Origin of the sequence: Yinghuangia aomiensis (genome assembly GCF_039542225.1) — a bacterium.
GTDB lineage: Bacteria > Actinomycetota > Actinomycetes > Streptomycetales > Streptomycetaceae > Yinghuangia > Yinghuangia aomiensis.
On sequence record NZ_BAABHS010000008.1, the window covers coordinates 1 to 12,093 of the forward strand.

11 protein-coding genes are annotated in these 12,093 nt (G+C 72.5%); 8 read left to right on the forward strand and 3 right to left on the reverse strand.

What is annotated here, in order from left to right; all coding sequences use genetic code 11:
* Window positions 1-123: 123 nt before the first annotated feature.
* Window positions 124-1,506 carry a glutamate decarboxylase gene (gene gad, locus ABEA93_RS12510; RefSeq protein ID WP_345675528.1) on the reverse strand — a complete coding sequence of 461 codons (1,383 nt, stop codon included), beginning with the start codon at window positions 1,504-1,506 and terminating at the stop codon, window positions 124-126.
* 372 nt (window positions 1,507-1,878) lie between these two features.
* Here gad and ABEA93_RS12515 point away from each other — a divergent pair, with 372 nt between their 5' ends.
* From ABEA93_RS12515 to ABEA93_RS12530, 4 genes are all read left to right on the forward strand, one after another.
* Window positions 1,879-2,478: a potassium channel family protein gene (locus ABEA93_RS12515; protein ID WP_345675529.1), complete on the forward strand. Its 600-nt coding sequence runs from the start codon at window positions 1,879-1,881 to the stop codon at window positions 2,476-2,478.
* 399 nt (window positions 2,479-2,877) lie between these two features.
* Complete coding sequence (locus tag ABEA93_RS12520) at window positions 2,878-3,528, forward strand: hypothetical protein (protein ID WP_345675530.1); 651 nt, start codon at window positions 2,878-2,880, stop codon at window positions 3,526-3,528.
* Between the two features lie 130 nt (window positions 3,529-3,658).
* The gene (locus tag ABEA93_RS12525; RefSeq protein ID WP_345675531.1) at window positions 3,659-4,684 is read left to right on the forward strand and encodes a FecCD family ABC transporter permease; all 1,026 of its coding nucleotides are present in this window, start codon (window positions 3,659-3,661) and stop codon (window positions 4,682-4,684) included.
* The gene (locus ABEA93_RS12530; RefSeq protein ID WP_345675532.1) at window positions 4,681-5,823 is read left to right on the forward strand and encodes a FecCD family ABC transporter permease; all 1,143 of its coding nucleotides are present in this window, start codon (window positions 4,681-4,683) and stop codon (window positions 5,821-5,823) included. Before ABEA93_RS12525 ends, ABEA93_RS12530 begins: the two co-directional genes overlap by 4 nt.
* 73 nt (window positions 5,824-5,896) lie before the next feature.
* Here ABEA93_RS12530 and ABEA93_RS12535 read toward each other — a convergent pair whose 3' ends face one another.
* Window positions 5,897-7,234, reverse strand: a complete 1,338-nt coding sequence (locus ABEA93_RS12535; RefSeq protein WP_345675533.1) for a salicylate synthase — start codon at window positions 7,232-7,234, stop codon at window positions 5,897-5,899.
* Window positions 7,235-7,349: 115 nt separating this feature from the next.
* On the opposite strand from ABEA93_RS12535, the gene ABEA93_RS12540 reads away from it, so the two are divergent.
* From ABEA93_RS12540 to panD, 4 genes are read left to right on the forward strand one after another with little or no spacing between them, the layout of a single operon-like run.
* On the forward strand, window positions 7,350-8,693 hold the full coding sequence (locus tag ABEA93_RS12540; protein ID WP_345675534.1) for a lysine N(6)-hydroxylase/L-ornithine N(5)-oxygenase family protein: 1,344 nt from the start codon (window positions 7,350-7,352) through the stop codon (window positions 8,691-8,693).
* Window positions 8,694-8,695: 2 nt separating this feature from the next.
* Window positions 8,696-10,174, forward strand: coding sequence for an MFS transporter (locus ABEA93_RS12545; RefSeq protein WP_345675535.1), 1,479 nt, complete (start codon window positions 8,696-8,698; stop codon window positions 10,172-10,174).
* Window positions 10,152-10,424 (forward strand): MbtH family protein, encoded by a 273-nt coding sequence (locus tag ABEA93_RS12550; RefSeq protein ID WP_345675536.1) that lies wholly within the window; start codon window positions 10,152-10,154, stop codon window positions 10,422-10,424. Before ABEA93_RS12545 ends, ABEA93_RS12550 begins: the two co-directional genes overlap by 23 nt.
* A gap of 9 nt (window positions 10,425-10,433) precedes the next feature.
* Window positions 10,434-10,856 (forward strand): aspartate 1-decarboxylase, encoded by a 423-nt coding sequence (gene panD / locus ABEA93_RS12555; protein WP_345675537.1) that lies wholly within the window; start codon window positions 10,434-10,436, stop codon window positions 10,854-10,856.
* 99 nt (window positions 10,857-10,955) lie between these two features.
* On the opposite strand, the gene ABEA93_RS12560 is transcribed toward panD, so the two are convergent.
* On the reverse strand, window positions 10,956-12,017 hold the full coding sequence (locus tag ABEA93_RS12560) for an ABC transporter substrate-binding protein (RefSeq protein ID WP_345675538.1): 1,062 nt from the start codon (window positions 12,015-12,017) through the stop codon (window positions 10,956-10,958).
* Window positions 12,018-12,093 lie beyond the last annotated feature (76 nt).

Sequence of the window (12,093 nt, forward strand, 5' to 3'; positions counted from 1 at the left end):
TCTCAGCCGCGTCCTCGCGCTGACCGCGGCGATCTGGCACAACGACAAGACAGGGCAACCGGTCAAACGATCACTGACCGCCTACGACCACTAACCGTGACGAGACCCCTTGGACTCATTCATCTAGTGGTGGAAGCCGCCGCGGTTGGCGTCGTGGGGGTGCCCGCTGTCGAGTTGCCTGATGGCGCGGCGCATGTCGTCGGCGAGGAGTTCGATCTCGTCGCGGTCGACGCCGTGGCGGATGAGCACGCGCTGGATGACGGTGTCCTGCCGGTCGGGCGGCAGCGGATACGAGGGGACCTGCCAGCCGCGCATCCGGAGCTGGTCGGACAGGTCGTACAGGCTCCAGCCGACCGCGTCGGGGTCGGTGAGGGTGTAGGAGACGCCGGGCAGGGCGCCCTCGCCGTCGTAGAGCAGGGTGAAGGGGCCCATGTCGGCGATCTGCCGGGCGAGGTGCTGGGCGGTGTGCGCGCACGCCTCGTAGACCCGGCGGTACCCTTCCCGGCCCAGGCGCAGGAACAGGAAGTACTGGGCGATGACTTGACCGCCGGGGCGGGAGAAGTTCAGGGCGAGCGTGGGCATGTCGCCGCCGAGGTAGCTGACGTGGAAGACGAGGTCGTCCGGCAGCGCCGCCGCGTCGCGCCACAGGGCCCAGCCGACGCCGAGCGGGGCCATGCCGTACTTGTGGCCCGAGGCGTTGATGGAGGCGACCCGCGGAACCCGGAAGTCCCAGGCCAGGTCGGGGTGCAGGAAGGGGGCGATGAACCCGCCCGAGGCGGCGTCGACGTGCAGGGGGACGTCGAGTCCGGTGTCCGCCTGGATCCGGTCGAGTTCGGCCGCGATCTCGGCGACGGGCTCGTACGTGCAGGTGTAGGTGACACCGAGGATCGCCACGACGCCGATGGTGTTCTCGTCGACGTAGTCGCGCAGTTGGTGCGGTAGCAGACCGGTCGCCCCGGCCTCGACCGGGACTTGGCGCAGCTCGATGTCGAAGTAGCGGGCGAGCTTCTCCCAGCAGACCTGGACCGGCCCGCAGACCAGGTTCGGCCGGTCGGTCGGCAGTCCCTCGGCGCGGCGGCGTTCGCGCCACCGCCATTTCAGCGCGAGGCCGCACAGCATCGCGGCCTCGCTGGAGCCGGTGGTGGAACAGCCGACCGCGTTGCCGCCGGCGGCCGGGGCGTGCCACAGGTCCGCGAGGATGTTGACGCACCGCGACTCGATCTCCGCGGTCTGCGGGTACTCGTCCTTGTCGACGATGTTCTTGTCCAGGCACAGGTCCAGCAGATGGCGCACTTCGTCGTCCGCCCACGTGGTGCAGAACGTGGCGAGGTTCTGCGCGGCGTTGCCGTCCAGGAGCAGTTCGTTGCGCAGCACCTGGTAGACGATGCCCGGGGGCGTGGGGAGATCGGGCATGACCCGTTTGGACAGGGCGCGCTCGCTCAACGGAGAGGCGAAGACGTCTTCGGCCGTGTCGACGTCCGGTTTGCGGGTCTTGTGGAGAGCCATCGGGCGAACCTCTCGTATCACGTATTTGTCCCTTTTTCGACCATACGTAGGGAGGCTGATGCCCGACACCGGAGCAGTTCCGGCCGGGGCGTCCGGATCTGACACGCGCGCGCCGCCGTGCGAGCGTGGAGGGGACCGCAACCCCGATGCATGCGTGTCGCAGCTGCGCGAGGGGTTCACGTCGACGACCATTCGGGCGGTCACCATGCGGGCGACGCACGAAACCCCGGACAAGGCGCGCGACGAGCACGCGGCACCGGCCGGTTCACCTTTCCCCTTCGTATTTTCCGGCCCGGTCGCCGCATGCGATCGGAAATCCGGGCTCATCGGAGCGGGCCTCGCCGGGGCCGGGAAGCCGCGGAGGCGGTCGCCATGACCGCCGACCCGGACACGACCGGCCGGGCCGGGGCCGAGACCAGGCCTTCCTACCGCCGGATGGCGTGGACCGCCGTGCGCGTAGTCGGCTCGATCGCCGTGCTCGTGACCTTGTACTACGTGCTGCCCTTGGACCACTCGTCCACGGCGGCCGCCGTCACCATGCTCCTCATCGGTCTGGCGGGCTTCGTCGCCTTGGTGGTCGTCCAGGTCCGCGCGATCGTCCGCTCCCCGCACCCGGCGCTGCGGGCTCTGGAGTCGCTGTCCACCAGCGTCCCGTTCTTCCTGCTGCTGTTCGCGGCCTCGTATGTGGTCATGGCCGCGTTGTCGCCGAACAGCTTCGGCCGGCCCCTCTCGCATACCGACGGGCTCTACTTCACCGTCACCGTGTTCTCCACCGTAGGGTTCGGCGACATCACCCCGAAGACCGAGACCGCGCGGCTGGTGGTCACCATGCAGATGCTCGCCGACCTGGTCGTTCTCGGCTTGGCAGTCAAGGTCATCCTCGGCGCGGTCCGCCGCGGCCGGCAGCACAGGGCGGCAGAGTCGGACGGCGCCGCGGGCGGGAACGAACCGGTGAGCGGAGACGCGAAGTAGCCGTCGGGTACGACGCGGGTACCAAGTCCGGGCAGTTTGGTGCCCGTCGGGCGGCTTCGGACGGCGCGGGCGGGGTAGGGCTTGGTCAACTTCGAAGAGGGGGACCGTCATGCCGCAGATTCGGATCGTCAGGCGCCCTGCGCCGCGCCGCCCGTCGTCTCCGCTGGATCTGCGGACCCCGTCCGGGCGGCCCATGCCCTACTGAGCGGACTTCGCGGAACCCGGTCCGGCCGGTGCGGGAGCGCCGGGCCGGCCGGTCGGCTGCGACACCCGGCGGCGGCTCACCCGTGTGGCTGCCGCCCGGACGGCCGCCGCCGGGTCGCGGGGCGGCGGCCCGGTGCCGAGACTCGAATGTCAGGGCCCCGTGCCCGGGTGCCCATCGACAGGGGAGTCGCCGCCATGCCCACCGCCCGTACGCGCGTTGTCGCGGCGCTGCTCGTCGTCGGAACCGCCGTCGGGGCTGCCGCGTGCAGCAGCGACGACGGCAAGAAGAGCGGTAGTACCCCGTCGGCCTCGGCCCCGTCCGCGCCGCAGACCGCCGGGACCGCCGCGTCCGCCCCGTCGGGGCCGACCGTCGGGCAGCCGTTCGACCTGACGACGGCGAACTCCGCCGGGCCCGCCACGTTCCGGATCGTGGTGGCGGAGGTGCAGGCCAACACGACGCCCGACCCGGCGATCGTCCCGCAGTACCGCACCGCCGAGCCGACCCTGCCGCCCGGGCAGCAGTGGGTGATCGCGAAGTTCTTCGCGACGAACACCGGCCGGTCCCGGACCTTCTGGCAGACCTCGAACATCACCCTGAACGTCGGCGCCGACCGGTTCGCGCCCACCCCGGAGGCCCTCCAGGTCGCCCAGGACTACAACAACTCGCTGACCGAGTCCGGGGTGCCGACCACCGCCTTCGACGGCGTCGAGCCCGGCGTGACGGGCACGGTGTACGGCGCCTGGCAGATCCCGCTCGGCGCGAAGCCCACGTCGATGACGATTCCCGAGACGATGATCGCCGCGAACGTTCCGACGACTCCGGCGGTGACGGTCGCCATCCCGTGACGGAGGGCCATCCCGTGACGGTGCGAAGGCTCGTGCCGGACCGGGCGACTGCCGCCGCGCGGTGGCGTGAGCGGAAGATCCGCTTCCCCCCGGGGTGTTCATCAAGTGAGGTATGCCTTACCTTAGTCGAATGTCTGTCGAAGTCGCGGCCGGCCCTGTGCGGCGCCGGGGGACGGCCGTGTTCGGGGTGCTCGTCCTGGCGTTGCTCGCGGCGGTGTTCGCCTCCCTCGCGGTCGGCACGCGGACCAATCCGCCATCGGACGTGTTCGCCATGCTCGGCGGCGACCGCACCGGAACCGCCGGCCTCATCCGGGACCTGCGCGTGCCGCGCACGCTCGTCGGCCTGATGGTCGGCGTGGCGCTCGGCGCCGCCGGTGCCGTCGCGCAGCAGATCACCCGCAACCCGCTGGCCGATCCCGGGCTCGTCGGCGTCACCTCCGGTGCCGCGTTCGCGGTGGCGTCCGGGGTGGCGGTGCTGGGGCTGACCGGGCCGTACAGCGCGGTGTGGTTCGCCTTCGCGGGCGCCGCCGCGGCCGGGGCGCTCGCGTACGCCGTCGGCGGCCGCGGCCGCGGCGGGGCGACCCCGGCGAAGCTCGCACTGGCGGGCGTCGCGGTGTCCGCGCTGCTGGACGCGGCGACCGGGGCGATGGTGCTGTCCGATCCCGAGGCGCTGTCCCGCTACCGCTCCTGGGCGGTCGGCTCCCTGACCGGCCGTGACGCCGAGCAGGCCTGGCAGTTCGTGCCGTTCGTCGCGGCGGGCCTGGTGATCGCCCTCGCCCTGTCCGGTCGGTTCAACGCCCTGGCGCTGGGCGACGACGTGGCCACCGCGCTGGGCGCCCGCGCCGGAGTCACCCGGGCGCTGGGCGGACTTGCCGTCGTCCTGCTCACCGGTGCCGCGGTGGCCGCCGCGGGGCCGATCGTGTTCCTGGGCTTGGCCGTGCCGCACATCGTCGGCGCGTTCACCGGGCCGGACGCCCGCAAGCTCATCCCGGCGTCCGCGCTCGGCGGCGCGGTGCTGCTGCTGTCCGCCGACGTGGTCGGGCGCGTGGTCGCGCGGCCCACCGAGGTCGAAGTCGGCGTCGTCACCGCGTTCCTCGGCGGGCCCTTCCTCATCGCCCTGGTCAAAACCGGAAAACTGCGGGAGCGCACCCGATGACCGCGACGAACCCGGCGACGGCCGCCACGACGCACACCGCTTCCGCGCGGATCGCGGACTCGGCGAAGGCACTGACGAGGAAGGGCCGGGGGAAGCTCCGTTTCGCCGCCGGCCCCATCGGCTTCGCGGTGCGCCCGCGCGTGCTCGGCGCCGGCGTGCTGCTGCTGGCGCTGACGGGCACGGCGTTCGTCGCATCCCTCGCGATGGGCGACTACGAGCTGTCGTGGGCCGACGTGGTGAAGAGCCTGTTCGGCACCGGGCCGTCCGACGCCGAGCTGGTCGTGCACGAACTCCGGCTGCCGCGCGCCTTGGTGGCCGTCCTCGTGGGCTTCGCGCTCGGCCTCGCGGGCGCCGTCTTCCAGGCGGTCACCCGCAATCCGCTGGCCGGGCCGGACATCGTGGGGATCACCGGAGGCGCGAGTGCGGGCGCGGTGGTCGCGATCCTCGCGGGCGGTGTCGGCACCGGCGCCTCGGCCACCTACGGGCCGGTCCCCCTCGGCGCTCTCCTGGGTGCCCTCGTCACCGGCGCGCTGGTCTACCTGCTCGCGTTCCGCGGGGGGACGGTCTCCGGCTACGGCTTCATCCTCGTGGGGGTCGCCGCCAACGGCATGCTGGTCGCCTTCACCCGCTGGGCGTTGGCCCGCGTCGACATCGACGCGGCCACCCGCGCGACCGCGTGGCTGACCGGCAGCCTGGAGAACCGCGGCTACACCCAGGTGTGGTGGATGGTGATCGGGCTGGCGGTGCTGGTGCCCCCGCTGGTCACCCTGGTCCGGCCGTACGGCCTGCTCCAGCTCGGCGACGAGATCGCCACCGGCCTCGGGGTGCGGACGGGCGCGGTGCGCACCGTCCTGCTGGTGCTCGGGACGTGCCTTGCCGCGCTGGCCACGGCCTGTGCCGGGCCCGTGGTCTTCGTCGCTCTGGCCGCGCCGCAGATCGCCCGGGGGATCGCCGGGACCGCCGAAGTGCCTTTGCTCACCAGCGGTTTCGCAGGTGCTGCGATGGTCGCGGGGTCGGATCTCGCGGCGCGGACGGCGTTCCCCGAGACGGTCCCGGTAGGGATCGTGACCGGCCTGGTCGGCGCTCCGTACCTGCTGTGGTTCCTCAGCCGCACCAACAAGGTCGGCCGCGGCGGCTGACCGGACGCCTTGCGGCGGGCGTGCCGGGCGGGGAAGAGCCCGGCACGCCCGCCGTTTCCCGGCCGGACACGCCTTAGACGGCGGGAACCAAGTGCCGTGCCACCGAGCGGAGTTTCTCGCAGGTCTCCTCGAACTCCCGCTCCGGCACCGACTGCTCGACGATTCCGGCACCGGCCTGCAGCCAGGTGCGGTCGCCGCGCCGGAACAGCGTACGCAGGACGAGCGCCGCGTCGATCGCCCCGGTGTGGTCCGCCGTGACGACCGCCCCGCTGTAGAGCCCGCGCGGCTGCGGTTCGCGCTGGTGGATGACCTGGTACGCGGCCGGCTTGGGCACCCCGGACGCGGTCACCGCGGGGAACAGGGCGGCGAACGCGTCCCACGGGTCCACCCGGTCGGCGAGCCGACCGGTCACCGCCGAGGCCAGGTGCTGGACGCTGCCGCGTTCCTTGACGTCCATGAACTCGCGCACCACGACGGAGTCCGGGGTGCACAGCGGCAGCATCTCGTCATAGGCGACCTTGACCGAGATCGCGTGCTCGAAGATCTCCTTCGCGTCGGACAGCAGGTCGGCACGCCGTGCGGCGTCCCGGCCGTCCGCCTCCAACGCCCGGGTACCCGCCAGCGGTTGGGTGACCACGCGGCGGTCCGAACCGACCGAGACGACGATCTCCGGGCTGAAGCCGGCCGCATGGAGGCCACCGACGCCGAGCAGGAAGGACCGGGTCGGGGTGTTGGCGCGACGCCCGGCGAGGTAGGTGCCGACGAGGTCGACATCGTGGGGGACCGGGAGAACGCGGGACAGGATGACCTTCTGGAGGCGCCGCGACCGGATGTCGTCGACGGCGGCCCGGACCGCCGCCCGGTAGCCCTCCGGATCGGCGCCGGTGACGTCCAGCGGCTCGGGCGCCTTCCGCACCGTTGGCTGATGCCCCGTCAGGACATTGGTGACGGCTTCGAGTTCGTCGGTCGTCGCGGAGCGGATCGTGGCGTGGCCGGCGGTGAGGCGGACTTCGGTGCGCGGCACGACCAGGTGCAGCAGCCGTTGGTCGGCGACCAGCTCGGGCATCCCGGCGTGCACGTAGGCGAGTTCGAACCCGGCCCAGCCGTAGGCGCGCCACTCGGGCACCGGAAGTCCCGCCAGCGCGGCCGACACCGTGGGCAGTGGTGAGTCCGTCCACGTCGTGCTCCGCGTGACCGACGGGTGTCCGGCGGATTCCGTGCCGTCCGGGACGCGGGACACGACCGTCGTCGGGGTCGCCTCGACCTCCGCGAGTGTGCCCAACGCCACCGACCAGCATCCGTCGCGCTCGTAGACGACGTGCGCGCCGGCGCCGAGCGGCGACTCGACGAGTGCCGCCGCGAGTTCCAAGGGGTCGGCGGTTATGGAGAGTTCGCGATGGTGATAGGGCACGGCGGCCTCCAGGAAGCGGGCAGGCAGGGGCCAGAGAAGTTAGGTGAGCCTATCCTTATTTCCGATCCCGCGACAGGCCTGGTGACCGTTCTTTTCTTAGGTTAGCCTCACCTTCATGCCTGACCATCACCATGCGCCGGAATCCGTACGTGACTTCGTCGGCGTCGGCTTCGGCCCGTCGAACCTCGCCCTGGCCGTCGCGGTCGCGGAGCACAACGCGGCAGTGCCGGACGACGACCCGATTGACGCCCTGTTCCTGGAGAAGCAAGCGCAGTTCGGCTGGCACCGCGGCATGCTCGTGGACGGGGCCACGATGCAGGTGTCCTTCCTCAAGGACCTGGTGACGATGCGGAACCCCACCAGCGACTTCAGCTTCGTGTCCTACCTCCACGCCGCCGGCCGCCTGGTCGAGTTCGTCAACCACAAGGCGTTCTTCCCGCTCCGCGCCGAGTTCCACGCCTACCTCGAGTGGGCCGCCGGCCGGGTCGCCGACTCGGTCCGCTACGGCGCCGAAGTCATCGCGATACGACCACGGGTGACGGACGGTCAGGTCGACGGCTTCGAGGTCGACGAGCGCGCCGGCGACGGCACGGTCCGCACCCACCTGGCCCGCAACGTCGTCCTCGCGCCCGGCCTGACCCCGTTCCTGCCCGACGGGGTGGCGCGCTCTGCGCGGATCTGGCACAACAGCGAACTCGTGCCCCGCGTCGCCGCCGCCGACCCGGCCGGGATCCGCACGGCCGTGGTCGTCGGCGCCGGGCAGAGCGCCGCGGAGAGCGCCGACTACCTGCACCGGCGCCTGCCCGACGCGGAAGTCCACGCGGTCTTCTCCCGCTACGGCTACGCGCCCGCCGACGACAGCCCCTTCGCCAACCGCATCTTCGACCCGGCCGCGGTCGACGACTACTTCGACGCGCCCGGCGACGTCAAGGACATGCTCACCGCCTACCACCGCAACACGAACTACTCGGTCGTCGACGGCGACCTGATCGTGGACCTGTACCGCACCGTCTACGAAGAGCGCGTCCTCGGCCGGGAGCGCCTGCGCATCCGGCACGCCTCGCGGATCACCGCACTGCACGACGGACCCGACCACGCGGACCTCGACATCGAGTACCTGCCCACCGGCAAGACCGAGACCCTCGGCGCCGACGTGGTCGTGTACGCCACCGGCTACCGTCCGTCCGACGCGCTCGGGCTCCTCGGCGACGCGGCCGGCATATGCCTGCGAGACGACGCCGGACGCCCGCGTATGGGCCGCGACTACCGGGTGGCCACCGCTCCGCATGTCACCGCCGGCATCTACCTGCAAGGCGGCACCGAGCACACCCACGGCCTCAGCTCCACGCTGCTGTCCAACATCGCGGTCCGCGCGGGCGAAATCCTCGGCTCGGTGCGCGACCGCCGCGGCGCCGGCACACCGCACGCCGCCGCGTACGCGCCGACCGGGCAGCGCTGACCGTGCGCCTGGGGGAAATCGCCGCGGACGTCGCGCCGCTGCGGGAAAGCCGGGAATTCCGCCTGCTGTTCGCCGCCTCCGCGCTGTCGATGCTCGGCACCGCGCTCACCTCGGTGGCGGCCAGCCTCCAGGTGTACGACATCGGCGGATCGTCCCTGCACGTCGGCATGGTCAACGTGGTCATCGCGGTGAGCCTGTGCATCGGCCTGCTGACCGGCGGCGTCGTCGCCGACCGCGCCGACCGCCGCGCCGTCATCCTCTCCACCCGGGCCGGGGCCGCGGTGGTGGTCCTGGCGCTGGCCGGGAACGCGCTCATGGACCGCCCGCAGCTGTGGATGATCTACCTGCTCGCGGTCGCCGCCGGACTGGTGAACGGGCTCGGCGCGCCCGCGCTCATGGCGGTCACGCCCGCCTTGGTCGGCCGCAAGCACCTCGCCGCGGCCGGCGCCCTGCTGACCCTCACCACGCAGTTCGGCGCGATGGTCGGGCCCACCGTGGCCGGCATCGTGGCGGCCGGACCGGGCGTCGCGACGTGCTACCTCCTGGACGCCGGGGGCTTCGCGGTCGGCGCCGTCCTGCTGTGGCGGCTGCCCGAACTGCGTCCGGAACGGCGGCTCGAGGAGTCCGCGGGCACCCCGGCCGACACCGCGGCGCCGGGCGCCCCCGAAACCGGCGCGGCGGACGCCGGCAAGGCCGAGGAGGCGGCCGGGCACCCGCTCCGCGACATCGCCGACGGGCTGCGGCACCTGCGCGGACAGCCCGTCATCCGGGCCCTGATGCTGGTCGACCTGTTCGCGGTCCTCCTCGCCATGCCGTACGCGCTGTTCCCGCAGATCGGCGAACGCGTCTTCGACGGGGGGCCGATGACCGTCGGCCTGCTCTACAGCGCCCCGTCCGTCGGCGCCTTCCTGGGCGCCGCCACCAGCGGCTGGACGGGCCGCGTCCTCCGGCCCGGCACGGCCCTCGCCGCCGCCGCGGCCGGATGGGGCCTCGCGGTGGCCGCGTTCGGCGCGAGCGGCGTCCTGTGGCTCGCGCTGCCGCTGCTCGCCGTCGCGGGCTATGCGGACACCATCTCGGAGATCCTCCGCCGTGCCCTCATCCAGACCTACACCCCCGACCACCTGCAGGGCCGCGTGGGCAGCCTGTGGCTCGCCCAGGCGACCGCCGCCCCGTCGGCGGGCAACGCGCTGGCGGGCCTCGGCACCCGGCTCGTCGCCCCCGGCACCGTCCTGCTCGCCGGCGGCGCCGCCTGCGCGGCGGTGGTCGGCGCGGTGACCGCCGGGTCGCCCGAGCTGCGGAACGCGACCCTGCGGTCCGAACACGAAGCCCAACCCGAACACGGACACGCTCCCGAAGCCGAACCCGGCAAGCACGGCGCGCCGGAACCCGAAGACGTACCCGAACCCGGGTCCGGCGCCCTACCCGAACCCGTCTCCCGTACCGAAAGGCAGGACCCCGATGACCGCCACCAACCCGTTTGACGACGAGGACGGCGAATTCGTCGCCGTGGTCAACGACGAGGGCCAGCACGCCTTGTGGCCGACGTTCCTCGACGTCCCGGCCGGCTGGCGGACCGTGCACGGCCCCGGCACCCGCGCCGCGTGCCTGGAGTACATCGACACGCACTGGACCGACCTGCGGCCGCGCAGCCTCGTCGCGGCCACCGCCGCCGTTTCCGGCCCCGACGCATCCGGCCCCGAACCTGCGAACCCCGACCCCACCCAGGACTGAGGAACGACCGTGCTGCGCAACCTGCTCTCCGGCAAGATCCACCGGGCCCGCGTCACCCAGTCCGACCTGCACTACGTCGGCTCGCTGACGGTCGACGAGGACCTCCTCGACGCCGCCGGCATCGTCGCCAACGAGGTCGTGCAGGTCGTCGACATCGACAACGGGGCCCGCCTCACCACGTACGCCATCCCCGGCCCGCGCGGGTCCGGGGTCATCGGCGCGAACGGCGCCGCCGCCCGCCTGGTGCACCACGGCGACCTGCTCATCATCATGTCGTTCGCCCTGGTGGACGACGCCGAACTCGCCGCGCACACCCCGCGGGTCGTGCACGTCGACGCGGCGAACCGCATCGTGGCGCTGGGCGGCGACGCCGCCGAACCCGTGCCGGGGGTCCCCGACCAGATCCCCGGCACCACGGTCGCCGTCGGCTGACCGTCCGCCGGCCCCGCATCGCCGGGGCGGAACCGGAACCACGAAGAGGGGCGGCTCCCGATCCGGGAGCCGCCCCTCGGCCGTCGCGCCGGCCGCGGATCAGCCGCGCGGCGCCTTGGCGGCCTGCGAGATCCGCGGCATGACCTTGTCGATCACGTACTCCACGGCCAACGGGGTCGGTGCACGCAGCGCCCAGAAGTCGTTGGAATCCAGCGGGATGTACGAACCGCGCTTGACCACCTTCAGCCCGGCGAACTGCGGATTGGCCTCGATCGCCTTCTGCAGCGACGCATCGGCGTTGTAGTTGCTCAGCAGCACGTCGACCTCGAGCACGTCCAGTCGCTCCATGCTCAGCTCCGCCGCGAACCCGGCGCCCGGCAGGTTCGCGACGGTGTCCGGGAAGGTCATGCCGAAGCCGCCGAGCAGCTTGACCGACGTGTCCGCCTTGTCCTTGAGCACCGCGATCGTGCCCGCGTTCTGGGCGTTCGTCAGGGCGAACGACTTGCCCTTGATCTCCGGGTAGGTCGTGCCCACCGCGGCGATCTTGCCTTCCAGGCCGGCGACCAGCTTGTCGGCTTCCGCCGCCTTGCCGAGCGCCTTGCCGACCTGCCGCGTCACCTGCTGCCAGGTGTCCTGCGACGGGCCGGTCTCGAACGCGGTGGTCGGCGCGATCTTCGAGAGCTTCTCGTACTCCTGCTCGACCCAGTAATCGGTGTTGGCCAGGATCAAGTCCGGCTTGAGCGCCAGGACTTTCTCGATCGGCGCGCCGTTGTCGCCCATCACGATCAGCTCGGGCTTCGACCCGTTGAGCTTGGACGCCGCCCACGGGGCTATGCCGTCCGGCGGCGTCGTCTCCACCATGCCGGTCAGCTGGGCGGCCAGCGCCAGCGCGGCGTCCTGGTCGCCCTCGCCGAGGGCCACGATCCGCTTGGGCGCCGACTTGATCGTGGTCGTGCCGAGCTTGTGGGTGATCGTCACCGGGTACGCGGCGGCGTCCGGTGCCGAGGCTGCGGGCGCACTCGCGGCCGGGGAGCCCCCGGAGGCCTTGTCGCCCTTGTCGTCCTTGTCGTCGCCGCACGCGGCGAGGCCCAAGGCGAGAGTCGCGGCGATTCCGGCCGCGGCCAGGCGGCGCAGGCCGCGAGGGATACCGGTTCTGTGCATGACGTGAGATCGCCTCTCTGAGGTGGAGTGCAGTGCAGCAAGAAGGGGGCGGTGCGGCGGTGGGCCTGGTAGGGGC